This is a genomic window from Tenacibaculum amylolyticum (assembly GCF_964511145.1).
Taxonomy (GTDB): Bacteria; Bacteroidota; Bacteroidia; order Flavobacteriales; family Flavobacteriaceae; genus Polaribacter; species Polaribacter amylolyticum.
This window is the reverse complement of sequence record NZ_CAZEFZ010000008.1, coordinates 17,855-42,268: the sequence shown is the minus strand read 5'-3', so window position 1 is coordinate 42,268 and position 24,414 is coordinate 17,855. Positions and strand designations below refer to the sequence as shown.

The following is a 24,414-nucleotide window of genomic DNA, read 5'->3' as shown; positions in this document are numbered from 1 at the left end:
TTGTTTATCAAAACCAGAAGCCTAAGTTGAATAACCAATAGCGTTCTTTATGGTCTGGAGACCAAGTATACTTTAATTCTATAGGTCCTAGAATAGTTTCTATACTATATCCTAAAGCATACCCAGATTTAGTATCTTTTAATAATTCACCTCGTTTTAAAACATTTTTTCCTACTCTTCCATAGTTTGCTATAAAAACAGCATACTGCTTTTTAAATAACTGGTAACGTAAATGAAATTCAGATTTTAAAAAGGATTGCTCACTTAATGAAGAAATATCATAACCATAAAATGACACAAAATTATCAATATAGTTTTTATTATATCCTCCCAAACGGTAATCAAAGATTTCTGAATCTTCTTCTCCTAAAGTAAAACCTGTTTCTATTACGTTTTGAAAGGTGAATTTATCCCAAAAAGTAGTCGCAAAACTAAATCTACCGTCTATTTGTGAATATTGCTTAAAACCAATACTTCCTGTAGCAAACTCATTTAATCTATCGTTTCTATTTGATAATAAAAACCATCTAAATCTAGTATTTAAAGAAAACCCTTTTGTAGGTAATACTCTTTTATCATGCGTATCTATATGTAAAAAAGCAAAAGGATTAAAATACACACTTTGATCAAATAATGTTTCTTCATCATTAGTTAAAAATGTTTCTGAGGAAATTTTAAGACTTTTCAATTCAACTCCAGCTCCAAACGCTGTCTTTTTACTAAACGTAGTTTGTGCAAAAATTCTATTGGTAAAATCTCTATAACGAACATTAATTTTATTTAAGTTATTCTCATTAAATAACACGTCTGTTTCAAAAGCATTATAACGAGATGTAAAACCATAACTTAATAAATATCCATTATCTATAAAGTACTGTAAATCGTATCGTATTTTATCTCCAATTACAACATCTAAAGACAATTCATCATTTCCAAAAAACACGTTTTTATGGTTGTAATTTACAAGCACTCCTGTTTTGTACAAGCCATCGTAGTGCAATCCAAAACTTAAAAAAGTTTTAATATCGTTCTCTTTTATTGCTAATAACAACTTTTTACCTTCAAAAGATTCTTCTAAACTATAGTCTACTCTTTGGAAATTCCTAGTTGCACTAAGTGCGTTTATTTTTTTAGAGATTTCTTTATAGGAAACCGTATCTCCTTCCTTTAATCTAAGTTTACCCAGAATATAATTCTCAGTATATTTTTTATTTCCTTTTAAGATAATTCTATCTATTAAGAACTTTTTATTATTTGCTAAAGGATTGATGACTTTCTTTACTTTTTCCTCATCATTCTTTTGTAGTTCAGCTATTTTTTTAAATACGCTTCTATAAGGTTTTACTGCCTTTTCTCCTTCTCTTAAAATTTCTTCTTTTTCATTAAAAGAAACTACTGTATAATCATTAATATCAGGATGTATATGAATGTCTAATTTTTTAACCTGTTCATCAGATTTTCGATACATCTGAAAATTTACTATTTGACTTAATAAAGAAGCTACGGAAGTTAGTTTATCTCTCTTTAAGAGCTTACCTTGTACATTTACTCCAATAATAACATCCATTCCTTTCTTTTCCATTACATCAACAGGAAAATTATTTGCTACACCACCATCTACAATAAGCCTTCCTCCTATCTCAACTGGATTTAATAATGTTGGAAATGATGCACTTGCTCGTAATGCTAATGGTAAGGAACCATTTTGTAAAACAACCTCTTCTCCAGTTTCAATATCTGTTCCAATACAAAAAAACGGAATGGGTAGTTTAGAAAAATTAGTAATAGAATCTACAGGTGACAACAGTTCCGTTAATAAATTTAGTACGTTTTGCCCTTTAGAAAGTCCTAATGGTAATCCTATATTTCCTTTTTTCACAGGAAGTGTTATCGCAGTTTTTCCTAAATACGCTTTTTCAAAATATGATTTTTCTTCACGGGCTACATTATCTTGTATAATCGCTAGTAAATCAATATCGAGTACAATTTTTTCTATCTGAGCAGCAGAATATCCAGATGCATAAAGTCCTCCTACAATTGCTCCCATGCTTGTACCACCAATATAATCTAATTGTATTCCCGACTTTTCTATCTCTTTAAGAATTCCAATATGAGCAAAACCTTTTGCTCCGCCACCACTTAACACCAAACCTACTTTAGGTTTTTCTTGACTAAATATTAGAAAAGGTATTAGTAAAAGAATACATAATAATCTTTTTTTCATACAATTCTTCTTAAGAGTGATAATGGTTATATATTTTCTGAGCTCTTGCATTCCCTACTACCGCTATTAATTCTTCTAAGGTAGCATTTTTTACGCGTTTAGCTGATTTAAATTTACGTAATAGGTTTGTTATAGTTTGCTTACCTACATCTGGAATTTGTTCTAATTCTGACTGAATGGCGCTTTTACTTCGTTTATTTCTATGAAAAGTAATTCCAAAACGATGCGCTTCGTTTCGTAGATGTTGTATAATTTTTAGTGTTTCAGATTTCTTATCTAAATATAACGGAATAGAGTCGCCTGGATAATAAATTTCTTCCAGACGTTTTGCAATTCCTATAATTGCAATTTTTCCTCTTAAACCTAAAACATCTAAACTTTTTAGTGCTGAAGATAATTGTCCTTTACCTCCATCTATTACTATTAAATTAGGAAGTGGTTTATCTTCTTCTAACAAACGTTTGTATCTTCTAAAAACCACTTCTTCCATAGAAGCAAAATCATCTGGACCTTCTACGGTTTTAATATTAAAATGACGGTATTCTTTTTTATTAGGCTTTCCATCTTTAAAAACTACACACGCTGCTACTGGATTTGTTCCTTGTATATTAGAATTATCAAAACATTCTATATGTCTTGGTTCTACACCCAAACGCAAATCTTTTTGCATTTGTGCCATAATTCTTTTTACATGACGATCTGGATCTACAATCTTAATTTGCTTAAACTGTTCTTGTCTATAATATTTAGCATTACGAAGCGATAAATCTACAATACGTTTTTTATCTCCAAGCTTAGGTATTGTTACTTTTACTTTTTTTCCCAAATCTACTTCAAAAGGCACATATATTTCTCTTGACAAAGAATTGAATCGCTGCCTTGTTTCTACAATAAAAAGCTCTAATAGTTCTTTATCTGTTTCTTCTAATTTCTTCTTAATTTCTGTAGTATACGACTGCACAATCGCCCCATTCATTATTTTGAAAAAATTAGCATATCCATGTGTTTCATCAGAAATAATAGAAAACACATCTACATTATTAATAGAAGGGTTTATAATGGTAGATTTTGCCTGATAATTTTGAAGCGACACTAATTTCTCTTTAATCATTTGTGCTTCTTCAAAATTCATTTCTGCCGCATAATCCATCATTATCTTTTGTAAACTCTCTAAGCTTTCTTTAAAGTTACCTTTAATAATATTTCGAATTGCTTTTATATTTTCTAAATAAGAAGCTTCATCTTGATAAGCTTCACATGGTCCTTTGCAATTCTTAAGATGGTATTCTAAACATACTTTATATTTTCCTCCATCAATTTTAGCTTCACTTAAATCATAATTACAAGTTCTTAAAGGATACAGTTCTTTTATTAAATCTAATAAGTTGTGTACTGTTTTTACACTGGTGTATGGACCGTAATATTCAGACCCGTCTTTAATTACTTTTCGTGTAATGAAGATTCGTGGAAAACGTTCTTTCTTAATACATATCCACGGATACGATTTATCATCCTTTAATAATACATTGTATTTAGGTTGGTATTTTTTGATTAAGTTATTTTCTAAAAGTAATGCATCTGTTTCTGTATCTACAACAATGTGTTCTATTCTTACTATCTTTTTTACTAAAACCCTTGTTTTGCCATATTCATGGTTTTTAGTAAAATAAGAAGATACTCGCTTCTTTAAGTTTTTTGCTTTCCCTACATAAATAATTACATCATCCTTATCAAAATATTGATATACTCCAGGTGAGTTTGGTAATGTTTTAACTTGAAGTTCTAAAGGTGTTGGCATAACGCAAAATTACACTTTTAAAAAACTTTTTATTTAAAATAGCTTCATAATTCTTTTCTAAACACAACTAGAGTAACACTCATTTTAATAATTCGTTTCAAAAAATCAACTATTTTACAACTAAGCATGTTTTTCTTCTTCATTCCTTGTTCATTTTCAATAAAACCTCACAAACACCTCTAAAAACCAGCGTTTTAAAACTTAAAACACGGTCGATATTTATAAATAACGGGTCGTAATTCATGAATGGCTATATGGTTGATTTGTAATTATTCAGTTTATGTTTTTTGTTTGCCATGTCTTTTTGTTAGACATAAATCTCTAATTGCGCAGTGAGTGGGTGGTAACCGAAAAACCCAATAAGAGTAGGTATCAATTACTATAAATTTAATTATCATGAAATTATTAAAAAAATCACTTGTTGTAATGTCAGTTTCTTGTTTGACATTAACTCTTTTTTCTTTCAAATCAGCTACAGCTAACGAAACTAACCTTTCTGTTGCAGAAGTAACTTTTCACAAAGCTTCTGTAGATAATAATACTTCTACTCAGGCTGCTAGAATTACTGCTGTAGGTAGATTAGCTAAGAAAGTTTGGGATAGAAGTGGGAAAGAAGCTGCGAAATTTGTTGCTTACGAAATCGTATTAAGAGGAGTAGACTATCTTCTTAGTGCAGAGGACGAAATCCAAGGACCTGCTAGTGAGGCAAACTACAAGTTAAGCCAATTATAATTTTCACTCCCCTTTCAGAATATCTGAAAGGGGATTTTAAAACTTAAAAAGATGTATAAAAAACTCATAGTTCTTTCTTTTTTCGGTTTATATTGGGGTACGACTGTCTTTTTTACAATGCCTGAAAATTATTTACAAATAAAGGCTAATAGACTTCAGAAAGTTTTTTCTACAATGTTTTACCAAAAGTGGTCTTTTTTCGCTCCACCTCCAAAACACAATGATAGGTTTTATTACGAATTTTCTAACAGTAAAGATACGTTGTTGTTAGAAGTTATTAAACCCATTCATAAACTAAGAAAAGAACAATACTTAGCAAATAACGACATTTCTATTGTAGACTATATTTTATCAAACTCAATAAACAACATCTCTGATATTATTAGAGAAAAGTATGGTAATTATAAGTTTATTAATTGTGAAAACACTGATGAAGAAGAGTGTTTCGGTGATTTCCTTGAAAAATTTGACGAAGAATTTTATCAAACCAATGAGCTTAAAACACTACGAAATTATGGTTTAAGCATTTTTAAAGGTCAGGAATTAGGAAACTACGATAAAATGAAAATGAGCTACACTGTTATAGATATTCCAAAGTTCGCACAGCGATATTCAGATTCTATTCCTGAGAATGAGAAATTAATTTTTGAAACGAAATATTTTGACTTAAAAAATAACTTATGGATAAAATAAAAAACATATTAAACTATTTGTCAGAAAAAAATCATTTCTCTTTTTATCTGTCAATATTCAGAGTCTTTTTAGGAATACATATTATTAAAAAAGTATACCTAATATGGGGAAGTCAATCAATACTTCTTTCTAATGGAACTTTATTTGAACATAGAGATATTATAACAGATTATTTAGGGTTTAGCTCTCAAACAATTCTTGAAAACAGTAGCACATTTTTAATGCTAATCGTATTAACATGTATTTTAATGATGTTTGGAATTGGTAAACGAATAACCATTTTCGTTTTATATTTCCTAATTAAAATTTTACAAGACCTAACCTACCCTATTTTAAATGGTGGAGACAACTTAATGATCTTTGTAATTCTTTATTTAGCATTCGCAAATTCTTTTGAACATCTTACATTATTTAAATCGAAAGAGAAAAAATCGAAAGACTTTTCTAATTTCTTATCAAATTTAGCAGTATACTCAATTTGTATACATTTAGGTTATGTATATTTTATTTCAGCTATTCATAAAATACATGCTGACGTTTGGTTTAATGGTACTGCTTTGTATTATATTTTAAATATCGAACGCTTTAGTAGTCCTATAAGTGGATTAATTAAATCTAATGGATTCATTACTACAGTAGGAACTTATTTTACTTTACTTTTTGAGTTACTATTCATTTTCCTAGTTTGGGACAAGCGTTTTACAAAGCTCTTTTTAATATCTGGTATATTTTTACATTTAGGTATCTATTTCTTTATGATGATTTATGATTTTGAAATATTCTTCATTTCATTATATGGATTCTTCCTTCCTAATAGTTTATTCGAAAAAATTTCAGAAAAAATAAATACGTTGAAGCATGCTCCAATATTTAAAAAATTAAAATTAACAGCATGATAAAAAAATTGAAACTCCTTGGTTTTTTAGGCTTAATAGGTTTCTTACATTATTTCTTTGATATTCCTGCCTGGACCAAATTATTTAAGCTATTTCTCTTCTTTTTCTGGATAGAAGATATTTATAAGTTTTTTAAAAAATAACATTTTAAGATATGGATACACAAACAGTTTTTAACTATAATTTAGCCTCGAAAAAAAAGCGTTTATATGCCTTTTTAATAGATACTTTATTTTCATTAGCAGTAGGATATATCTTACAATATTTTCTTTTCAATCATTCTTTAGATGATTTTTTAACTGGAGAATCTCCAGTATTTGGATTCTTATTTAATAGTTTAATGTCTTTAGCTTTAGGTGCTATTTTTTATCCACTATTTTCTGGTAATTTAGGACACAAATTATTAAATATTAAAGTGATAAATGCTAAAACCGGAGAGGATTATACTAACTTTTTTGAAGGAGGGCTTCGAGAGTTTTTAAAGAACTTATCATCTAATTTAATCATTCCTATTGTTTGGTTGTATTTTGATAAGAAAAAGCAGAATTTATACGATAAGGTGTCTAAAACTTATATCGTTGAAAAAAATAAATCGTAACACTTTTTATGAAACTAGTTTTATTCGATGGCGTTTGTAATCTTTGTAATTCAACTATTACTTTTATAATAAAAAGAGATGTAAGCAATCAATTTAAATTTGCTTCATTACAATCTGATTTTGCTCGTGAATCTTTACAAAAAATAGGGTTTAGCAATGTACAATTATCAACCATAATATTTTTAGATAATGAGAAAATATATACCAAATCATCTGCTATTTTAAGAATCACTAAAGAGCTTAAGGGATATGAATGGACTAAGTTTTTATTATTAATTCCAGCACCTATAAGAGATTTCTTTTATAAGATAATAGCTAAAAACAGATATCTTTTATTTGGAAAACAAGATAGTTGTATGCTACCTTCAAAAGAATTATTAGAAAAGTTTTTAGGTTAAATTGGTATATACCTTCTCATTTCATCTTCATTAAAAATTGATTTAGTTATTACATCTTTCTTTATGTAAGATATTATCTATAGAAAGATGTAATAACTATTCAAAACTAAGTAGCTTTTAAAAGTAAGTTTAGTCTTCAAATTCATAAAAAATCACCTCTAATAACATCAACGCTAAATGATTCTAATCAGTAGTATTTTTTTAATTACCCTCATAGGTCTTATTATTTGGAAATTTTGGTTTCTAGAAAGAAAGATATCGAAAATTCAGTTGATGCCTCATCAAAGTATTGATGTAAACTTAGATATTATTAAAGGTTGGGTTTTGAATTTATATCAAAAGAAAAAATTTAATGGGATTATTGCTTTTGTAAAAGATGACGTTGTCATTTTTAAATACGCTGCAGGTTATAAATCTTATAAACAAGAACCTATACAAGAAAACACAAAACTTAGATTAGCTTCTTTATCTAAATCTTTTACTGGTTTTGGTGTTATGCTTTTATCCAAAAACTATGATGTGTCTTACGATGATCCTGTCTCAAAATATATAAAACAATTTCCAATACAAGATATTTCTATAAGGCAATTATTACATCATTCATCGGGAATAGAAGTTGATTATATTCTCTTAGCTAAAAAATATAAACCTAAAACTCCCAATTATATTCTATCTATAAAAGATGCTTCAATATTAATTTCTAAGTATGTGAAACATAAATATGATGGTGCTGGAAAAAAATTCAATTATAATAATTCCAATTATATCTTACTTGCAAGAATTATAGAAATCGTATCTGGTTTATCATTTGAATACTACATGAAACAAGAGGTTTTTAATTCTCTTAAATTAAACAATACTAGAGTATGGAACTTGTTATCGGAATATACAAAAGAAGAAAATGATCTATTCTCCGAAGGTTTCAAATCTTATTTTAAAAGTAAAAAAATTAAAGTTCAACCAAAATGGACAGAAGGCGTTGCTGGTGATAGTGGTGTTTTTTCTACAATTAACGACCTCATTAAATGGTCTAATTTATGGGATTTAAATCCTCTATTAGATAACGAAGAAATACAAGAAGCGCTAACATTCCCAAACCTAAACAGTGGCGTAAAGTTTAGCCATGGTTTTGGTTGGCATTTAAAAGAAAACACAATAATACAAGAAGGTAAGAAGTTAGCAACTAATGCTATTATGGTTAAAAATTTTAAAAATAGCACAACATTAATTTTAGTTGATAATTCTAACAACCCTAGATTTAAAAAGATCTACAATGAGTTGACTAAAAATCTAGATAATTTATTTAATCATAAATAAGTTGAGAATTTGCTAGTATGTTTTCGACCCTTTTTTATAAAAAAACAAGTCTAATTATACTATAGGGAGCTCAAACTATAAGAATTACGTCTTTACGAAAAAACATTATACAGTGTGGAAGGTTTTTTAGGGTTATGCTAATCGTATTGACGTATTCTTTAGTTTGTATTTAAATATATATTACTCTCCTACTTTAGCTGTTCCATTAATAGCATCTTGAATTGGTCCTGAATGAAAACTATACGGGTTTGATGATGCAGGTTTTGAAATCTCATTCAATTCATTTAATAAATCTGTTGGAATTTCAATATTTAAACTTTCGATACTCTGTTCTATCTGACTTACTTTCGATGCTCCAGCGACTAATCCTGAAATATTCGGTTGGTGTAAAATCCATGCAGCTGCTATTTGCGCTGGACTATGCCCCAACTCTTCTGCTACCCTTTTTAAAGTATGTATCGTTTTTTGAGCTTGAGTCGTAAAAGGATCTATCCAAGGATCTGTTACAAAATTTTTAGTCACTCTACCTGCTCCTAAAATTTCTCTCTTTTCTAAATCAAAATCATATCTACCTGTTAATAAGCCATTCGCCAAAGGACTCCATGCATAAATACCTACTCCTGTTTCTTTTGCAAACGGTGTAAATTCTCTTTCAATGGTTCTTTCAAGTAAATTATACTCCATTTGAATTACTGAAATAGGCTCCCATCCATGCCACTTAGATAATACATCTGCTTTTCCTAGATACCAACCTGGAAAATTACTCAACCCTACATAGCGAACCTTTCCCGATTCAACAATATGGTTTAAAGACTTCATTACCTCTTCTACCGGCGTTGAAGTATCCCAATGGTGTAGGTACAAAACATCAATATAATCTGTTTGTAGTCTTTGTAAAGAATCTTCAACTTCACGAATCATTTGTGTTTTTCCATTTCCTCCACTTAATAGATTTGTTGAATCCATATTCATGCTATATTTTGTAGAAATCACAACTTTTTCTCGTCCTCCTCTTTCTTTCAATAACTCTCCAACCCATTTCTCACTTTCTCCATTTTGATACACATTTGCCGTATCAATAAAATTCATTCCCGAATCTAGAAAAGTATTAAAAATAGCACTTGCTTCATTTTTAGAAATAGACCACCCATCTCCCCAAGCAGCTCCAAAGGTTCCTGCTCCAAAAGCTATTCTTGAAACTTTTAATCCTGTTTTACCTAACTTTATATACTTTTCCATATTATATAAAATAGTTTTTGTTTTCTAAGAAAAAGGTTTCGGCCGTTGTGTATTCTTTTCCTGTAATATTTTTAAAGTCCTCTGAATATTCTGCCGTCCACCCTTGTTTTACAATGTAATTTAGTTCCATCATAGCATTTACTAACCACTCTGGCATTCCGTTACTAAGCATACTTTCTTTTGCTTTTTCTTCCGTAACATCAATGTAGCTTACTTTCCTTCCAACAACTGCACTTATTATTTCGGCATACTCATAATTTGTAAGCGCCAAACCACTCAAAGTATAGGTTTTATCAAAATGATCTTCTGTAGTTAAAGCAATAGCTGCAATTTCTGCAATATCTTCTACGGCAACCATACCACTTTTAGCATCTCCATTTGGCATATAAAATCCGTTATGTTCTTTAATTGTATTGCTATGGAAATTGATGAAGTTTTGTAAAAAATTATTTGGTCTTACAATAGTATATGATAAATCAGATGCTTTGATTAAATCTTCACTTCTTCCTGCCCAACGAGACATAGCAATATGTCCATTACTATCTGCTCCAGCAGCAGTACTTCTCACAAAATGCTTTACGTTATTTTTTTGAGCTGCATTAATAACCAACTGCGTAATATACTCGGGATTTTGCATTAAAGGTGTTACTAAAAAAACACGATTCATTCCTTTTAAAGCACTATTTAAATCTTCTTGATTTGTAAAATCTACTTGTACTGGTTTAGCACCTAAATTTGTAATTGTATCAAAATCATTTTCATTTCTAACCCCAGCAAAAACCTGAACACCCCTTCCTTGAAGTTTTTGTAACAATGCTAATCCTATATTTCCTGTGGCTCCTAAAATTAATATATTTTCCATTTTACTTTTGTTTTTATCTATGCAACAAAATTACTTTGGAACGGCAGGAGTAAATAACCAATAACAGGGTATAAATGACCAAAAACTAAGAATGTAAATTCCTATACTCTTTTGGAGTAAGGCCCGTATGTTTTTTAAAAAATCTGGCGAAATGAGTAGGCTCCTCAAAGCCTACATTATAAGCAACTTCTGAAACAGCAATAACGTTGAATTTCAACTCTTTTTTACTTTCTATAATTATCTTTTCATAAATCAATTCTTTAGCTGGCTTCCCTTTAATTTCTTTGATTACCTCATTTAAATAACTAGCAGAAACATTTAGTTGTGCTGCATACGTTTTCACTTGTTTATCTCTTCTGAAGCAATTGTGAATTAAATTTTCATATTTAAAAACAAGCATTTCTTTTTGATTAAAGCTTGTTCTATCCTTTAACGAAAGTTCGTCTAAACTTTTCACCTTAAATAAAAAAGATAATAATGAAGACTGGATAATTTGATAACGATACAAGTTATCTGTATGATATTCTCTGTACAGTTTTTCAAAATCTGATGCTATTGATTGTAAAGAGGTTTTAGAAAGTTGAAATGAATTTTTATCTGCAATATTGAAAAAGGCAAAATCTTGTTTAAAATTACCTTGATAAAAATTAAAATAATCTTGCTTAAAATAAATGATATATCCCGTTACATTTTCGCTTCTTCTCCATGAATAAATATGATCTGGTGAAACGAAGAAAAGTGAGTTCTGAAGTGCTTCATTTCTTTGTATATCAATCTCAATTTTTGTTTCTCGAGTTGTTTTTAAAATAATAGAGATCTGATAAAAGTCTTTTTGATATGGAGGCATACTAAATGCTGTATCTGACGAAAGTTCTTCAAACTTTAAAATAAAAAACTCTGGATAATCAGTTTCCTTATTAAATCCAGTCGCTTTAAATAAATCATTTATCTCTTTAAATCGTTGCATTGGCATAATTATCCTAGTTCATAAATAAACATACTAAAATATGAACTTTTATAAAAAAAGAAACCCACTCAAAGATTGAGTGGGAAAATTGCTATGAAAAAGAAACTAGGACGTCTCCCAGTTGTATTATTTAATAATCAAATAGTGTGCCAAAACATAATAAACACAAAAAAGAGTTAACTTTCGTCAACTCTTTTTTTGTACCAAAGGTGGGACTCGAACCCACACGCTATTGCTAGCATCGGATTTTGAATCCGACGTGTCTACCAATTCCACCACTTTGGCTTTTTAGTGAGAGCGCAAATTTAAGAATTAAAATAAAAACGTTTTAATACTCTTTAAAATAATTTTACTTTTGCCCTTAACAACACACTAAAAAATTAAACTAACGATGTCAACGACACAATTAACTCCAAAGCTTTTTGCTTGTTCTCAAAGCATGGAACTTGCCAAAAAGATTGCTAAAGATTACAATGCGGAATTAGGTAATGTAAAAACTACGCATTTTAGCGATGGAGAATTTCAACCAGCTTTTGAGGAATCTGTAAGAGGTAGACGTGTTTTTATTATTGGTTCTACTTTTCCTAGTGCCGATAATTTAATGGAAATGTTATTAATGTTAGATGCTGCAAAACGTGCTTCTGCTCGTCACATTACTGCCGTTATGCCTTACTTTGGATGGGCTCGCCAAGATAGAAAAGATAAACCAAGAGTTGCTATAGGTGCTAAGTTGGTTGCCAATCTTTTACAAGCAGCAGGTGCAACAAGAATCATGACGATGGATTTACATGCAGATCAAATTCAAGGATTCTTTGAAAAACCTGTAGATCATTTATATGCTTCTACCATTTTTATGCCTTATATCGAAAGCTTACAATTAGACAACCTTACAATTGCATCGCCAGACATGGGTGGTTCTAAAAGAGCTTATGCATATTCTAAATATTTACAAAGTGATGTAGTTATTTGTTATAAGCAACGTAAAAAGGCTAATGTTATCGCTCATATGGAACTTATTGGAGAAGTTGAAGGTAAGAATGTAATTCTTATTGATGATATGATTGATACAGGTGGAACACTTACAAGAGCAGCAGATTTAATGGTAGAAAGAGGTGCTAAATCTGTAAGAGCTATTTGTACACATCCTATTTTATCTGGAGATGCTTATGAAAAAATACAAAACTCTAAGTTAACAGAACTAATTGTCTCAGACACAATACCATTAAAAAAGCAGATATCTAAAATAAAAGTTGTATCTTGCGCCGCTTTATTTGCTGATGTGATGCATAAAGTGCAAGAAAACACATCTATTAGCGATAAGTTTTTAATGTAGTTTCGGCTACGCTCATCTACCAAAATGGTAGTTGAAAATTTTAATTATATAAATACAATAAGTAATGCAATCAATTACGATCAATGGATCTCAAAGAGAAAGCGTAGGTAAAGTAGCAACTAAGGCCTTACGTAATGCTGGAAAGGTTCCTTGCGTTTTATACGGAGGAGACAAACCTGTACACTTTTCAGCTGATGAAAAAGCGTTCAAAAGTTTAGTGTATACTCCAAATGTATATACTGCATCGATTGAACTTGACGGACAAACATATGCAGCTGTTTTACAAGATATTCAGTTTCACCCAGTAACTGACAAAATCTTACATATTGATTTTTATCAATTATTTGAAGATAAGCCAGTAACTATGGAAATTCCTGTAAAATTAACTGGAAATTCTAAAGGAGTTATGATTGGTGGTGCTTTACGTCATAACATGCGTAAATTAAAAGTGAAAGCTTTACCAGCAAACTTACCAGATTTTATCGAAGCTGACATCACTGAATTAGAGATTGGTAACAAATTATATGTTACTGAATTAGCAAACGAAAACTTCACGTTCTTACACCCAGACAACACTGTGGTTGCTCAAGTACGTATGTCTCGTAACGCTGCTAAAGCTGCTGCTGAAGCTGAAAAATAATTAAATATATTTTTAATTATATATAATAAAAAGACCGACAAAATTGTCGGTCTTTTTTAATTCAAAACTATTAATTCTTACACAATTGAATTATTTATTTATCCATTCATTGCTTCTTTAATTACCGTTATAGTTTCATTAGCTTTTGCTAATTCTGCCCATTTTAATGCGGTATATCCTCTTTTAGATCTTATTTTTAATTTTGCTCCGTTATCTATTAATAATTTTGCAATATCAGATCTATTGTAACGTGCTGCAAACATTAACGGTGTTAAACCTGTAGACTTTTTATTCACGTTCTCTCCACTTTCAATCATTGCTTTTACAGCATCGTAATTCCCTTCTCTAATTAATTTACAAAAAGGTGTAACATCTGCATATTTTAATACAGTAATTTCTTCTTTGTTTGGTTGCTCTGAAGCATTAACTGTTAATGTATAAGCTCCGAAAACTAAAGCGATGGTTAAAATGATTTTTTTCATGGTTTTAAATGTTTAAAGTTAAAAGGTGTTCGCTTAAAAGACGCCGTTACATTAAAAACGTTTCATCAAAAATGCTTAATTAACTTAATCATAACATTTTTAAAACTTTCTTAACACTTCTGAAAACCAATAATTTAAAAATCAAAAAAACTTTCTATTTATTAAAAAGTTATCAATTTAAAATACCAAATGTTAAAATTTATAAAAAAAAGTAATAAATTAACAATCAGTAATCTAAATCATAAACTATGGGAAAAAGATTCTTGTATCTCTTAGGTATTTTACTTACCATTATTATTGGAACTTACTTTAGTTGGAAATTATGTTGCGAGGAAAACTATGTAGATAACACCTCAACAATTATAGAAGAATCCTCCACCCAAAACAACTATCAACCACCTACTTTATATGCTTTTACTGTACAAGATGAAAACGGAAGCACTCTACTTGAAGCTAATGATCATTTTAAGTTTGAAAGATCTGAATTAAACTTTCTAACTCCTGTTTCGTCTAATTTAGATCTTAGTATAGATCAATTAAAAGAACTTCTTTTAGCTAACAATAAATTCATTTCCATTACGGGGTACTATCTTGAAAACGAAAACAATAACTCCGCTTTTCCTAATTTGGGTCTTGCCAGAGCAAACTCTGTTAAAAACTATTTTAACAGTAAAGGAATTCCTTCAAAAATTATAAATACGTATGGTGATAAAAAACCAGAAATGGTTGCTGATTCGTTACACGTTTTTCATGGCCCAATTGGATTTCAAATTATCCCTGCAAAAGACAATACTGAAGATCTTGTTGTATTAGAAACTCAAATTAAAGAACATCCTATAATCTTACATTTTAAAACAGGGCAAGCCAATATTAATTTAACTGCAGCTGAAAGGCAAGAAATAGCAGATATTTCTAAGTACTTAGACAAAGTAGATGGAGCTGTTTGTATGATTACAGGTCATACAGATAACACTGGAACTCCTGAACAAAATATAGCATTAGGATTGGAGAGAGCAAATTCCATAAAACAATATCTTATACGTAATGCAATACCGGTAGAAAAAATTGAAGTTTTCTCAAAAGGACAACAAGAACCTATTGCAGATAATGCTACAACAGAAGGAAAGGCACAAAACAGAAGAACAGTAATAACAATTAAATAACAACAGTAACATTATGAATTGGTGTATAATCATACCTATTTTAGTAGGTCTTATATCAGCACTTCTTGGATATTTATTAGGGAGGCTAAATAGTTCTGGAGACAAAAACAATAATGATGATTTAACCTTAGAACTAGAATTAAGAAATAAAATAGCACATTTAGAAGCAAGTTTAAATGCTTGTAATAAAAGTAAATTAAGTTTAGAGTCTAATTTAGAAATAGCTAAAAAAGAAGCTGCTAATGCAAAAATTACAGCAGCATCTCTTACTAGTACTACTACAGAAATTCCATTTGATGCAGCTGCAGCAAAAGCGGCTTTTGGTAAAAAAATAAAGCAAAATGATTTAAAAATTGTAGAAGGAATAGGGCCTAAAATAGAAGGCTTATTCCATAATTTTAATATTAAAACATGGAAAGCACTTAGCGAAGCTTCTATTGAAAAGTGTCAGGAAGTTTTACAAAGTGGTGGCGACAGATATAGAATTCATAAACCAGATACTTGGCCAGAACAAGCAAAACTTGCCTATGAAGGTAAGTGGAAACAACTAGCTGAATGGCAAGATAAATTAGATGGCGGTAAGGCCTAAAATCAGAAAAGACTCGATGCAATATCGAGTCTTTTCTTCACGAAACAATAACCAGTACTTTATTCCACAATTAAAGTATACTCTGGCGTTTTATTTAAAGGACAGAAATACACATACTCTCCCTTCTTTAAGTTTACTTTCTTAGAAGTAGACTTAGAGTTATTCTTTACTAATGAAGTTACATATGCTTCTTTGATATGATCTTCTTGAGATGTTTTTCCTTTAGGTGTAAGTACAAAACCTACATCTTTCCCTACATTTTTATTTGAAATTTCAAAAATATACGTTCCTTCAGATAGCTTTAAAGCTTTTTGTGTAAACTCACCTTTTGTTTGCTCTAATGATACTGTTTTTACATCTTGTGCATTTACGTTTGCTACTGCTGTTAAAGCTAAAACTAAGATTGCGATAATTTTCTTCATGATTATTTATTACTTATTTTAAAATTTTATTTTGTTTGTTTATTAAGAGTTAATTGAAAATTTTCCAGCTTCTACTTTTGGAAAATCAATTTCTGTTTCTGCAATGTGATTTACGTAATTTGTTAAAGTATTAGACACTACGTTTAATACGATTTCTAAGATATCGCTATCGCTATATCCTGCTGCTTTTGCAGCTTCAATTTCTTCAGTAGATACTTGTCCTCTATTTCTAGTTACACTTTGTGCAAATGCTAATCCTGCTTCTACTTTTGCATCTGAAGAACGTCCTTGTCTGTTTTCTTCTGTTTGCTCTTCTGTTAAGCCATTCATTTTTCCAATAGCTGTGTGTGCAGATAAACAGTAGTTACAGTTATTTTCTTCTGCAATTGCTAGTGCTAGTTGCTCTCTAAATTTGTTTGAAAAGTTTCCACTTCCTGTTAACTCTCCTAATGTTAAATAACTTTGTAATGTAGCTGGAGAATTTCCAAATACTTTTATAAGATTTGGAATGAATCCTAATTTTTGTTGAACAGCATCAAATAATTCTTTTGATTTTCCTGTTGTTGTGTCTGGGTTTAACGTTTGAATTCTAGTGCTCATAATGGTAAGTTTTTAATTATTATCTTGTTGTTTGTTTATACATTCTTGTTGTTCGTCGTATTCCTGGTACCCCCAGCAATTTGGACATTGATATTTTTCTGTGTTCATCTTTCTAATTTTTTAGTTAAAAATCATTGATTAAACTTTCTGGTACAAAGATGCGACGAGAATGGACTTTAAAAATTGGACAAAAGTTCTTAAGACTTGTACAATTGGGAATTTCCCTTAAAAAGCCTCTGAAAACATTAGAATTTACATGTGTTTTTTTAGTGTAAGCCTGAATTTATTTAGAAATATGATATAACAATTAATTGCTAAAAAGACCTTTCGACTGCGCTCAAGGTGACAAGCTCTTATATAATTATTAAGCTAAATTAAGTATAATGTTTACTACTAACATTGGTAATCCAATAAGCAATAGCAAAAACAAAAAGCACAACGATACAAATGCAATTAGTTTGAAGTTTTTAATACCTCCATATACAATTCTCATTTTCTTATAAAATATCATAATTAAAAAAATAGAGATCGGTAAGCAAATTAAATACACTATGAGAAACATGTTTTCAATTTAGTTGAAGGTAAAGCGATAATTAATTTAGTCGGAAGTGATTTATACTATAAAGGTTCTTTTTAACTCTTTATTCTGAATTAAGATATTATAAAAACGATTTAAAAACTTAAAAACATTTTTTAGAAAAATAGATAAGATAGGATTTTGTGCCGACCTGGCATTTTACCTTGTCTATTGCAAAATCCTCGTACAACAAGGGTAAGAACAGCGCACACGTCAAATATTTGAATCTTATCAAAACAAATATAATTAACAAAAGTCATATAAGTACATAACACTAATAGAATGATGCGCTTTATGCTTAGATAATTTATACTTAGGTTTTTCTTCTTTAGGACTACACATAAAACAACTACAAGGCTTCCCTGTAGTTTTAAGAACATACGCCTTTGATTCGTTAAAACTATAATTCTTTAATCGTTTCTTGTATTTATAATAACCTTTTAAACGTCTTTCAAGTTTATTCATAAGAAATTAATAACGTAATTTAACTTTCCTCTTTGATATAAGTAATAGCCAGAGCAATTACAGTTGCACAAGCAAGATAAATAAAAACTGATCCATACGTGAAAATTAGTATCAATGAACCAAGTAGTAAGAGCATTAAAAAATTTCTAAAGAATACTTTTCCTCCCATAATTTTTGATTTTGAGTAATCAAATTTAGTTAATATAAAATATCAAAACTTAAATTAAATAACTCCAAACTTATTCACAATAACAAATTAAAATACATTCTCATCCAGATCGTCTATATATTCTTTCACATCATCTTCACCGCCAAAAACAATAATATTAAAGAATTTCCATACACCATAAAGAATAACAAGTACTAAAAAAATAATATAACACCATTCCATAAAGTAAAATTATAATTTTACTAAACAACCTATCCTTTCTGCTGCTTTTTAAACTGTGCTGGTGAAGCTCCAGTTGCTTTGGTAAAAAAGCGAGAAAAATAAGCTGGATCGTTAAAACCTAAATCAAATGCAATATGTTTTACCGCATCCGATGAATATAATAACTGTCTTTTAGCCTCAGTTAAAATTCTATTTTTTATAAAATCACTTGGTGTTTGCGTTCCTATTTTTTGAAAGTGCTTGGTTAAAGATTTTGGAGATACTCCTAGCCTATTTGCATAATCGGTAACACTGTGTAGCTTTCTAAAATTTTGTTCTACCAACAAACTAAAATCTCTAAATAGTTTTGTTTCAGAATCTTCTTTTACCACATCAAATTCCTTCTTTACACGTACCGAATAAATTATAAACTGTTTTAAAAACGATTGCAACATATCGTACTGCGCCGTTTCTTGGTTTTCAAATTCTTCAATAAGATTTTCCAATATAAAACTCAATCGTTTGGTGTCTTTTTCAGAAGGTGTTACAAAAGGTGTTTCGTACACATTATTAAAGAGTAATCCGTTACACGCAATTTCAGCATCATGTGTTTGGATACAGTAAAAATCCCTGGTAAAGCTTAATTGATACGCTTCTTTAATCTTTTCTGAATCAACTGTAAATACTTGTCCTGGCGACAAGAAAAACAACACATTTCCATCAAACTCATATTGTTGAAAATCGATATTATATATTCCCTTTCCTTCTTTAATCCAAAAGATTTTATAATCGTTTATTTGTGTTGGTTTGTTTACCACACAAGCTTTTTCAAAAGCCACTAACTGTAACGAAAACGCATCTTGAAAATCATATTTCTTAATCTCTTGAATTGCCATAAACTTTTATTTTTCTATTGGTCGGTAAAAAAACGATTGTTAACACATCGAATCTAAGATGTTTTTCTACAACTAACAAATTGAGCATTTAAAAATTCTATTTTGCAAGAGATTAAAATCCCTAGGTACTAGAAACCAATAAAAAACACGGATTAAAAATTTAATCCGTGTTACTTAGAATAGATGATGTTTATTTAAACAATCGCAATCCAAACCCCAAATTATGGGTGGGTTGTGATAGGGCACTTATATTACAACGGTAACTTATAAACCAGCTTCCTTTTTGATTGTACTGTAATCCCAAACTGAGGTTATTCACTTTTTTGTTTTTACCTCCAATTTCAGAAAAAAAATACAGTCCGCTTCTAAATTTTTTAGGTGCTTTAATGGTTTTAGTTACAAGAATCTCTTTAGGTATTTTTAACTTATATGCTAAACTACCGCTTAATAATTCTCCTCTAACGAGTTGATTACTATAAATCTCTACGTCTTTTGTAGAGAGGGTATCTCTATAAAGTCTTGCCGTTGTATATTTTATTTTATCGTTTATAAAAACGGTATCTCTTATTATTTGAGTTACGTTTTTCTTATGTACATATACTTTCTCATATTTTGTTGTTTCTATTTTAAAAGTATCTGTTTTCGTTTTCCAAATAGTGTCTCTTACTATGGTTACTTCAGGCGTTTCTACATCTAGTAAACTTTTTTTAAAAAGATTAGCAATTAATAACAGTAACACCAACCATAACAAACTTTTTTCTAAGGTTCTTTTCCGCATCTTTTTTATCGTTCTTTTTGATAAAAAAGAGCTGCTAGAAACTAGCGCTAGCAGCTATACTTTTTCTTTCCTCTCTTCTTTTTCAGGGATTTGTTTTAAAGTATCTTTAAACCCATAGTGGTTTAATACCTCTCTTAATGCTTTAAAAGGGTTTACTCCATATATTTTATTGTAGTTTTCTAAAATGGATTTTATTTCTGTTATAGCTATAAAACCTGCTATTATTTTTAAAAATGGGACTTCGTTTACAATATGTTTTTCTAGAAAATAGGCTGAAATAATTACCAAATTGTAAATAAAAAATTTAGATATAGTATTTCCTATTTTTTCACTTTTAATAGACACTCCTATTTTAAGTGCTGCGTATGCACCAGTAATAAAATCGACTACAATAAGAAACATAATGGTTGTTAATACTCCGTTTAAAGGCGATAGTAATGCTAACAACCAAAAAACGAAATGCATTGTTTTATCCATTTTTTCTTAATTTTCTATAATCTAAAATTCTATTCTTAGGGTATGCTTTAATACTTACACTATTACCCTGATTACCACCTAATAGATATACATATCGTTTTGATTCTTTTACTAAAAAACCAACATGTCCTTTCCAGCTATCAGGATTCTCTCTCCATAAGACAACAACATCTCCAGGTTCTGGTGCGCTTGTAGACGATCCTACACGTAACCAACTTCTTGCATTTAATTTTTTTGATTGCTCATAGCCTGCTTCTTTGGCTACCCAATTTGCAAAAGCGCTACACCAAGCTGTTTCATCTTGATAACTTGTTTTATTTAAACCCATAGAAGTAAAATAGTTTATGATTTGAGGGTGATCTTTTGATCCTTTTACTTCTTTGACTCCGTATTGCGACAACGCTACTGTAATTAATTTGCTCATATACATTTTTTTTAAAAAGCGTTAGCAGACAGAACATAAAAAGTTTACAGATTCTCTGACAGTATTCTCTACCTGAATGGGGTTTAATCTAACTTTTTTGTTTCTACTTAACATGAAAGGTTAACATTTAAAGGGACTAATAAATAGCTATACAAATATAACATATTACAAATAAAAACCAAAACATTTTACATAAAAAGCTAAAGTTTATTTGCTTTATGTTTGATTAAATTATCTAAAACACAACATATGTTAGCTTTACACTTTTCTTTTTCTCAATGTTTTTTTGAAAGTTTTTATAGATTTTCTACTTCTATTTCTTCTGCTAGGATAATTAAAACATCTGTGGTATTAATCATAGACAACACCTGCGATGTTACTCCTCTTAACTGTTCATGTTCTGTACAAAATTTCCACATACTTTGTAAAAACATGGTAAAATCTACTTTTGCATCGTACTTAAATTGCTTGCTTTGATAGATAATACCCAACAATTGTTTAATTAATGTTTTTGCATTCTCAGTAACCTCAGCTAATTTTTGATATACATCCCACAAATCATTTTGAGAACCGCTTAAAACACCAGCAGTAAATCTTAATTGCTCCTTCTTTTTATTTTGTTTACTTTTTGGATAAAAGGCAACTAACTCTCCTCTTTTTGCAGAAAGCAATGACGATTCTGGCCTATTATTCTGTTGTAATATGTTTTCTGTTTCCAACAACCAATCTTTAAGTACCTTAGAACTACTTGTACTTTTTTTCTCTAGTAAATCTGCTATTAAAGAAACTTTAGATAATTGATCTTCTATTTGTTTTAATAAATTAATAATAGATCTTCTCATAGCTTATTCTGGTAATAATTTTGACACAACTTTTCCGTCTTCATCTTCAGAGAAACTCCATTCCATTGGCTCTTCATTTAATATCATTTTTACATGAATTATATGTTCGGGATTCACATCTTTTAATTGACTACTTTCTACAATTACCTTTGGCTTTGGAATTGATGGTTGCGTAGGTTTAACTGGTTTTATATCATCTCTTAAGTATGCTATTAATTCTCCTGCTAAAACTTCCTCATCTTCTTTTACACTTATACGAAAGCTTTCTAAAAGTAATTCCAAAACATCGTATGAATAGGTTTTTAACAACGTATCTACCTCATTATTTGGCGTATCTTCTTTTATAGATTTATCTAATTTAGAAGCTTCGGGTTTAATAATCGAATCTATAATTTCTACTTCTGCTGAAGTAAATCTCCTATTGACTAAACTTATTAGTTTGTCTCTTGTTTTTTTCATGAATTCACTCAAGTTTATACGTTCATAAACTTCAGTTTCTATACTCATTTCACCTATAGCTATAGGAATAGTTAATTCTATGTTTTCAGTTTTAAATCGAGGAATAGAAAAATGCTTTAAGTATTCATTTTGCGCGAATTGTTGTGCAATTTCTAAGGTCTTTAAATCAGAAATAAGCCTAGCTTCTGCTATATCTCTTTTTATACTTCCTATATATTCGTTAAGTTTTATCATTTTTACAGAGGTTAATGGTTTAATGTTATAATGGTTATTTTTTACTATTCAAATAGCTATCTTAAGCTTTCTTTACTCAACTTCAATCTTCTAAATAATTCCATTCCATAGTTCCATCATTAATTGTCATATTAATTTTAAAGAAGTCTTTAGATGCAACATTTCTTAACTCACTGCTTTCTAAAACAATTTTAGTTTGCGGTGGTTTAGCAGGAGGAACTGGATATATATCTTGTCTTTGCTCTTCATTAATAGCATACACTATTTGCCTGTAGATTCTATTAGGAGTTTCAGTTTGATAAAGCACATTAAACTGTTCCGCTAGGTAACGAGCATACAAGTTCAACTCACTGCTTATTCTACCACTTGACTTAATAGCAGCTCTTAATACATTTACTCTTTCCTCAATAATAGCACGTAATCTATTTAGTCTATCTCTATCTATCTCTTTACTTCTTTTTTTAAATACTTCATTCGTAAATCTCCTAAGAATATTGAGTGTTTTTTCAAAAAACTCACTTTTATCAAAAGGTTCATAATTGCTTGGCTGTTCTCTTACTTCACGGGTTCCTACAGGTATTGTTAATGCTACTTCCTGAGTTTTAAATCGCGGAACAGAAAAGTTTCGCAATAAAAAGTCTTCAGAAAATTGCTTCCTTATTGCTACAGATGTTGCTTCTGAGATTACACTTGCTTCGTTAATACTAGCAGCTATGCTATCTAAATATTTTTCTATTTCCATAAAACGATTTTATTTTTATGAGAGTTAGTCAAAAGACTAACTCTCATAGATTTATTTAGTTTATCCTACAGTTGCAATACTATCTTCCAACATACCTAAGATTCTATTTAACCCTTCTGGTAACTCATCATTTACAGCTTTTACTCTTACACCAAGGTTGTATGTTTTTTCAACTTTAGATCCTTGATACGTGCTTTTCTTGTACGATGCTGATGCTTTGAATTTTACAAACCAGTATTTGATTCCTAATTCTGCACTTGCTGAAAATTGAGAAGAAGTACTCTTTGTTTCTACTGAGTTTAATTTCGCATTAAATTCAATATTCACCTCATCAATTCTTAATGCAGGGATCGTTAACATTGTTAAGAAAGGAACCTTAATAGCAACGTTACTTTTGATAAATGGATTTGTAGTATCAACATCTCCAGGCACTAATCCTTCTGCTGTTAATTGCGCAGCTGTTTTACCTACATGCGGATTAGGAACCGATTTTTTATAATTAAAATCTACATATCGTAATGCATCTGGCTCTGAATCATCTGAATCCTTTTCGAAACCTACTTCTTTAATAAAATCTACTGTAGCCATAGAAGCAGATGTTTGCGCTTCAATTGCTGCTTGTAGTGGACCTCCAACATAAACGTTGAAATCTAAACTGTTTAATTCTGATACTAAATTTGACATATCGGGGTGTGTTTTAAATTTATATACATACTCTCTTTCTACATGGATTTTCTGCTTCCTCCATAAAGAGATTTTAACCGATTTTCTTTTAGTAAGCGTTTGCCCTCTTCTATTAATTCACAAACAGATGAATCTTTTTCAAAATTTGCTTTTTGAATTACTACTAGATGATATGATTCAATTTAAAAGCACTACACCACTAGCTATTCTAAAAAATGTTGGAATTAATGTGAAAAGATTTTTAATAAGTGAAGAAATTCAAGTTAAAATCTCAAAATAGTACCGTTTGGAATTCATACAATTGTTTAGATTTCGATGTATGCCAATCAACGATTACGAATGCAAATATAAGAAGCTTTTTTAGTTTTATAAAAACTTTTTACAGTTTTTTTTGTAAAAAGTTTTAATTAATTCATTTATAAGTTTCTAAAAGCTTACACATTCCTAAAAAAACAAAACAAATGTTAAAAAACCATAAACATTTACATTGACACAAAAACTAATCTTTTCGTA

Annotated in this window: 28 protein-coding genes and 1 tRNA gene; 10 read left to right on the top strand and 19 right to left on the bottom strand. The window is 29.7% G+C overall.

Features of this window, described 5'->3' with window-relative positions; translation table 11 throughout:
* Window positions 1-7: 7 nt before the first annotated feature.
* On the bottom strand, window positions 8-2,224 hold the full coding sequence (locus ACKTTC_RS04080) for a patatin-like phospholipase family protein (RefSeq protein ID WP_408038527.1): 2,217 nt from the start codon (window positions 2,222-2,224) through the stop codon (window positions 8-10).
* Window positions 2,225-2,234: 10 nt separating this feature from the next.
* Window positions 2,235-4,022: an excinuclease ABC subunit UvrC gene (uvrC, locus tag ACKTTC_RS04075; protein ID WP_408038525.1), complete on the bottom strand. Its 1,788-nt coding sequence runs from the start codon at window positions 4,020-4,022 to the stop codon at window positions 2,235-2,237.
* A 396-nt stretch (window positions 4,023-4,418) separates the two neighbouring features.
* Here uvrC and ACKTTC_RS04070 point away from each other — a divergent pair, with 396 nt between their 5' ends.
* The 6 genes from ACKTTC_RS04070 (at window position 4,419) to ACKTTC_RS04045 (ending at window position 8,656) form a co-directional block, all read left to right on the top strand.
* Entirely contained in the window at window positions 4,419-4,754 is a 336-nt protein-coding gene (locus ACKTTC_RS04070) for a hypothetical protein (protein WP_408038523.1), read from the top strand.
* A gap of 51 nt (window positions 4,755-4,805) precedes the next feature.
* Window positions 4,806-5,447: a hypothetical protein gene (locus ACKTTC_RS04065; protein WP_408038521.1), complete on the top strand. Its 642-nt coding sequence runs from the start codon at window positions 4,806-4,808 to the stop codon at window positions 5,445-5,447.
* Complete coding sequence (locus tag ACKTTC_RS04060; protein ID WP_408038519.1) at window positions 5,435-6,343, top strand: hypothetical protein; 909 nt, start codon at window positions 5,435-5,437, stop codon at window positions 6,341-6,343. The genes ACKTTC_RS04065 and ACKTTC_RS04060 overlap by 13 nt, the downstream gene beginning before the upstream one ends.
* A gap of 154 nt (window positions 6,344-6,497) precedes the next feature.
* Complete coding sequence (locus ACKTTC_RS04055; RefSeq protein ID WP_408038517.1) at window positions 6,498-6,941, top strand: RDD family protein; 444 nt, start codon at window positions 6,498-6,500, stop codon at window positions 6,939-6,941.
* Between the two features lie 8 nt (window positions 6,942-6,949).
* Window positions 6,950-7,339, top strand: a complete 390-nt coding sequence (locus tag ACKTTC_RS04050; RefSeq protein WP_408038515.1) for a thiol-disulfide oxidoreductase DCC family protein — start codon at window positions 6,950-6,952, stop codon at window positions 7,337-7,339.
* A gap of 273 nt (window positions 7,340-7,612) precedes the next feature.
* Window positions 7,613-8,656, top strand: a complete 1,044-nt coding sequence (locus ACKTTC_RS04045; protein WP_408038513.1) for a serine hydrolase domain-containing protein — start codon at window positions 7,613-7,615, stop codon at window positions 8,654-8,656.
* Between the two features lie 180 nt (window positions 8,657-8,836).
* On the opposite strand, the gene ACKTTC_RS04040 is transcribed toward ACKTTC_RS04045, so the two are convergent.
* The 4 genes from ACKTTC_RS04040 to ACKTTC_RS04025 form a co-directional block, all read right to left on the bottom strand.
* Window positions 8,837-9,895: an aldo/keto reductase gene (locus tag ACKTTC_RS04040; protein WP_408038511.1), complete on the bottom strand. Its 1,059-nt coding sequence runs from the start codon at window positions 9,893-9,895 to the stop codon at window positions 8,837-8,839.
* A 1-nt stretch (window position 9,896) separates the two neighbouring features.
* Window positions 9,897-10,757: an SDR family oxidoreductase gene (locus ACKTTC_RS04035; RefSeq protein WP_408038509.1), complete on the bottom strand. Its 861-nt coding sequence runs from the start codon at window positions 10,755-10,757 to the stop codon at window positions 9,897-9,899.
* Between the two features lie 85 nt (window positions 10,758-10,842).
* The gene (locus ACKTTC_RS04030; protein WP_408038507.1) at window positions 10,843-11,730 is read right to left on the bottom strand and encodes a helix-turn-helix domain-containing protein; all 888 of its coding nucleotides are present in this window, start codon (window positions 11,728-11,730) and stop codon (window positions 10,843-10,845) included.
* A 195-nt stretch (window positions 11,731-11,925) separates the two neighbouring features.
* Window positions 11,926-12,009 (bottom strand) — tRNA-Leu (locus tag ACKTTC_RS04025).
* Window positions 12,010-12,115: 106 nt separating this feature from the next.
* On the opposite strand from ACKTTC_RS04025, the gene ACKTTC_RS04020 reads away from it, so the two are divergent.
* A complete protein-coding gene (locus ACKTTC_RS04020; RefSeq protein WP_408038505.1) occupies window positions 12,116-13,057 on the top strand; it encodes a ribose-phosphate pyrophosphokinase in 942 nt (313 codons plus the stop codon).
* A gap of 64 nt (window positions 13,058-13,121) precedes the next feature.
* The gene (locus tag ACKTTC_RS04015) at window positions 13,122-13,697 is read left to right on the top strand and encodes a 50S ribosomal protein L25/general stress protein Ctc (protein WP_408038503.1); all 576 of its coding nucleotides are present in this window, start codon (window positions 13,122-13,124) and stop codon (window positions 13,695-13,697) included.
* 98 nt (window positions 13,698-13,795) lie between these two features.
* Here ACKTTC_RS04015 and ACKTTC_RS04010 read toward each other — a convergent pair whose 3' ends face one another.
* Window positions 13,796-14,179 (bottom strand): ankyrin repeat domain-containing protein, encoded by a 384-nt coding sequence (locus ACKTTC_RS04010; RefSeq protein WP_408038501.1) that lies wholly within the window; start codon window positions 14,177-14,179, stop codon window positions 13,796-13,798.
* A 248-nt stretch (window positions 14,180-14,427) separates the two neighbouring features.
* On the opposite strand from ACKTTC_RS04010, the gene ACKTTC_RS04005 reads away from it, so the two are divergent.
* Entirely contained in the window at window positions 14,428-15,342 is a 915-nt protein-coding gene (locus ACKTTC_RS04005; protein WP_408038499.1) for an OmpA family protein, read from the top strand.
* Between the two features lie 13 nt (window positions 15,343-15,355).
* Window positions 15,356-15,931, top strand: coding sequence for a hypothetical protein (locus tag ACKTTC_RS04000; protein WP_408038497.1), 576 nt, complete (start codon window positions 15,356-15,358; stop codon window positions 15,929-15,931).
* A gap of 59 nt (window positions 15,932-15,990) precedes the next feature.
* Here ACKTTC_RS04000 and ACKTTC_RS03995 read toward each other — a convergent pair whose 3' ends face one another.
* From ACKTTC_RS03995 to ACKTTC_RS03940, 12 genes are all read right to left on the bottom strand, one after another.
* A complete protein-coding gene (locus tag ACKTTC_RS03995) occupies window positions 15,991-16,353 on the bottom strand; it encodes a cupredoxin domain-containing protein (RefSeq protein WP_408038495.1) in 363 nt (120 codons plus the stop codon).
* 42 nt (window positions 16,354-16,395) lie between these two features.
* A complete protein-coding gene (locus ACKTTC_RS03990; protein ID WP_408038493.1) occupies window positions 16,396-16,953 on the bottom strand; it encodes a carboxymuconolactone decarboxylase family protein in 558 nt (185 codons plus the stop codon).
* An 823-nt stretch (window positions 16,954-17,776) separates the two neighbouring features.
* A complete protein-coding gene (locus tag ACKTTC_RS03985) occupies window positions 17,777-17,995 on the bottom strand; it encodes a hypothetical protein (RefSeq protein ID WP_408038491.1) in 219 nt (72 codons plus the stop codon).
* 256 nt (window positions 17,996-18,251) lie between these two features.
* The gene (locus tag ACKTTC_RS03980) at window positions 18,252-18,386 is read right to left on the bottom strand and encodes a hypothetical protein (RefSeq protein ID WP_408038490.1); all 135 of its coding nucleotides are present in this window, start codon (window positions 18,384-18,386) and stop codon (window positions 18,252-18,254) included.
* Window positions 18,387-18,415: 29 nt separating this feature from the next.
* The gene (locus ACKTTC_RS03975) at window positions 18,416-19,261 is read right to left on the bottom strand and encodes a helix-turn-helix domain-containing protein (RefSeq protein ID WP_408038489.1); all 846 of its coding nucleotides are present in this window, start codon (window positions 19,259-19,261) and stop codon (window positions 18,416-18,418) included.
* A 190-nt stretch (window positions 19,262-19,451) separates the two neighbouring features.
* A complete protein-coding gene (locus ACKTTC_RS03970) occupies window positions 19,452-20,039 on the bottom strand; it encodes a hypothetical protein (RefSeq protein ID WP_408038488.1) in 588 nt (195 codons plus the stop codon).
* Between the two features lie 54 nt (window positions 20,040-20,093).
* Window positions 20,094-20,516: a phage holin family protein gene (locus ACKTTC_RS03965; protein ID WP_408038486.1), complete on the bottom strand. Its 423-nt coding sequence runs from the start codon at window positions 20,514-20,516 to the stop codon at window positions 20,094-20,096.
* Complete coding sequence (locus ACKTTC_RS03960; protein WP_408038484.1) at window positions 20,509-20,940, bottom strand: TIGR02594 family protein; 432 nt, start codon at window positions 20,938-20,940, stop codon at window positions 20,509-20,511. Before ACKTTC_RS03960 ends, ACKTTC_RS03965 begins: the two co-directional genes overlap by 8 nt.
* A gap of 296 nt (window positions 20,941-21,236) precedes the next feature.
* Window positions 21,237-21,782 carry a hypothetical protein gene (locus ACKTTC_RS03955; RefSeq protein WP_408038483.1) on the bottom strand — a complete coding sequence of 182 codons (546 nt, stop codon included), beginning with the start codon at window positions 21,780-21,782 and terminating at the stop codon, window positions 21,237-21,239.
* A 3-nt stretch (window positions 21,783-21,785) separates the two neighbouring features.
* Window positions 21,786-22,475, bottom strand: a complete 690-nt coding sequence (locus ACKTTC_RS03950; RefSeq protein WP_408038481.1) for a hypothetical protein — start codon at window positions 22,473-22,475, stop codon at window positions 21,786-21,788.
* A gap of 82 nt (window positions 22,476-22,557) precedes the next feature.
* The gene (locus ACKTTC_RS03945; protein WP_408038479.1) at window positions 22,558-23,217 is read right to left on the bottom strand and encodes a hypothetical protein; all 660 of its coding nucleotides are present in this window, start codon (window positions 23,215-23,217) and stop codon (window positions 22,558-22,560) included.
* Between the two features lie 60 nt (window positions 23,218-23,277).
* Complete coding sequence (locus tag ACKTTC_RS03940; protein WP_408038478.1) at window positions 23,278-23,901, bottom strand: DUF2589 domain-containing protein; 624 nt, start codon at window positions 23,899-23,901, stop codon at window positions 23,278-23,280.
* Window positions 23,902-24,414 lie beyond the last annotated feature (513 nt).

Coding starts and splice junctions, on each gene's coding strand:
- ACKTTC_RS04015 (WP_408038503.1), top strand. CDS start 13,122: ATGCAATCAATTACGATCAATGGATCTCAAAGAGAAAGCGTAGGTAAA.
- ACKTTC_RS04035 (WP_408038509.1), bottom strand. CDS start 10,757: ATGGAAAATATATTAATTTTAGGAGCCACAGGAAATATAGGATTAGCA.
- ACKTTC_RS03960 (WP_408038484.1), bottom strand. CDS start 20,940: ATGAGCAAATTAATTACAGTAGCGTTGTCGCAATACGGAGTCAAAGAA.
- ACKTTC_RS03970 (WP_408038488.1), bottom strand. CDS start 20,039: ATGCGGAAAAGAACCTTAGAAAAAAGTTTGTTATGGTTGGTGTTACTG.
- ACKTTC_RS04020 (WP_408038505.1), top strand. CDS start 12,116: ATGTCAACGACACAATTAACTCCAAAGCTTTTTGCTTGTTCTCAAAGC.
- ACKTTC_RS03975 (WP_408038489.1), bottom strand. CDS start 19,261: ATGGCAATTCAAGAGATTAAGAAATATGATTTTCAAGATGCGTTTTCG.
- ACKTTC_RS04050 (WP_408038515.1), top strand. CDS start 6,950: ATGAAACTAGTTTTATTCGATGGCGTTTGTAATCTTTGTAATTCAACT.
- ACKTTC_RS03950 (WP_408038481.1), bottom strand. CDS start 22,475: ATGATAAAACTTAACGAATATATAGGAAGTATAAAAAGAGATATAGCA.
- ACKTTC_RS03985 (WP_408038491.1), bottom strand. CDS start 17,995: ATGAATAAACTTGAAAGACGTTTAAAAGGTTATTATAAATACAAGAAA.
- ACKTTC_RS04000 (WP_408038497.1), top strand. CDS start 15,356: ATGAATTGGTGTATAATCATACCTATTTTAGTAGGTCTTATATCAGCA.
- ACKTTC_RS04055 (WP_408038517.1), top strand. CDS start 6,498: ATGGATACACAAACAGTTTTTAACTATAATTTAGCCTCGAAAAAAAAG.
- ACKTTC_RS04030 (WP_408038507.1), bottom strand. CDS start 11,730: ATGCCAATGCAACGATTTAAAGAGATAAATGATTTATTTAAAGCGACT.
- ACKTTC_RS04060 (WP_408038519.1), top strand. CDS start 5,435: ATGGATAAAATAAAAAACATATTAAACTATTTGTCAGAAAAAAATCAT.
- ACKTTC_RS04040 (WP_408038511.1), bottom strand. CDS start 9,895: ATGGAAAAGTATATAAAGTTAGGTAAAACAGGATTAAAAGTTTCAAGA.
- ACKTTC_RS04010 (WP_408038501.1), bottom strand. CDS start 14,179: ATGAAAAAAATCATTTTAACCATCGCTTTAGTTTTCGGAGCTTATACA.
- ACKTTC_RS03990 (WP_408038493.1), bottom strand. CDS start 16,953: ATGAGCACTAGAATTCAAACGTTAAACCCAGACACAACAACAGGAAAA.
- ACKTTC_RS04005 (WP_408038499.1), top strand. CDS start 14,428: ATGGGAAAAAGATTCTTGTATCTCTTAGGTATTTTACTTACCATTATT.
- ACKTTC_RS03965 (WP_408038486.1), bottom strand. CDS start 20,516: ATGGATAAAACAATGCATTTCGTTTTTTGGTTGTTAGCATTACTATCG.
- ACKTTC_RS03980 (WP_408038490.1), bottom strand. CDS start 18,386: ATGGAATGGTGTTATATTATTTTTTTAGTACTTGTTATTCTTTATGGT.
- ACKTTC_RS03955 (WP_408038483.1), bottom strand. CDS start 21,782: ATGAGAAGATCTATTATTAATTTATTAAAACAAATAGAAGATCAATTA.
- ACKTTC_RS03940 (WP_408038478.1), bottom strand. CDS start 23,901: ATGTCAAATTTAGTATCAGAATTAAACAGTTTAGATTTCAACGTTTAT.
- ACKTTC_RS04080 (WP_408038527.1), bottom strand. CDS start 2,224: ATGAAAAAAAGATTATTATGTATTCTTTTACTAATACCTTTTCTAATA.
- ACKTTC_RS03945 (WP_408038479.1), bottom strand. CDS start 23,217: ATGGAAATAGAAAAATATTTAGATAGCATAGCTGCTAGTATTAACGAA.
- ACKTTC_RS04045 (WP_408038513.1), top strand. CDS start 7,613: ATGCCTCATCAAAGTATTGATGTAAACTTAGATATTATTAAAGGTTGG.
- ACKTTC_RS03995 (WP_408038495.1), bottom strand. CDS start 16,353: ATGAAGAAAATTATCGCAATCTTAGTTTTAGCTTTAACAGCAGTAGCA.
- uvrC (WP_408038525.1), bottom strand. CDS start 4,022: ATGCCAACACCTTTAGAACTTCAAGTTAAAACATTACCAAACTCACCT.
- ACKTTC_RS04070 (WP_408038523.1), top strand. CDS start 4,419: ATGAAATTATTAAAAAAATCACTTGTTGTAATGTCAGTTTCTTGTTTG.
- ACKTTC_RS04065 (WP_408038521.1), top strand. CDS start 4,806: ATGTATAAAAAACTCATAGTTCTTTCTTTTTTCGGTTTATATTGGGGT.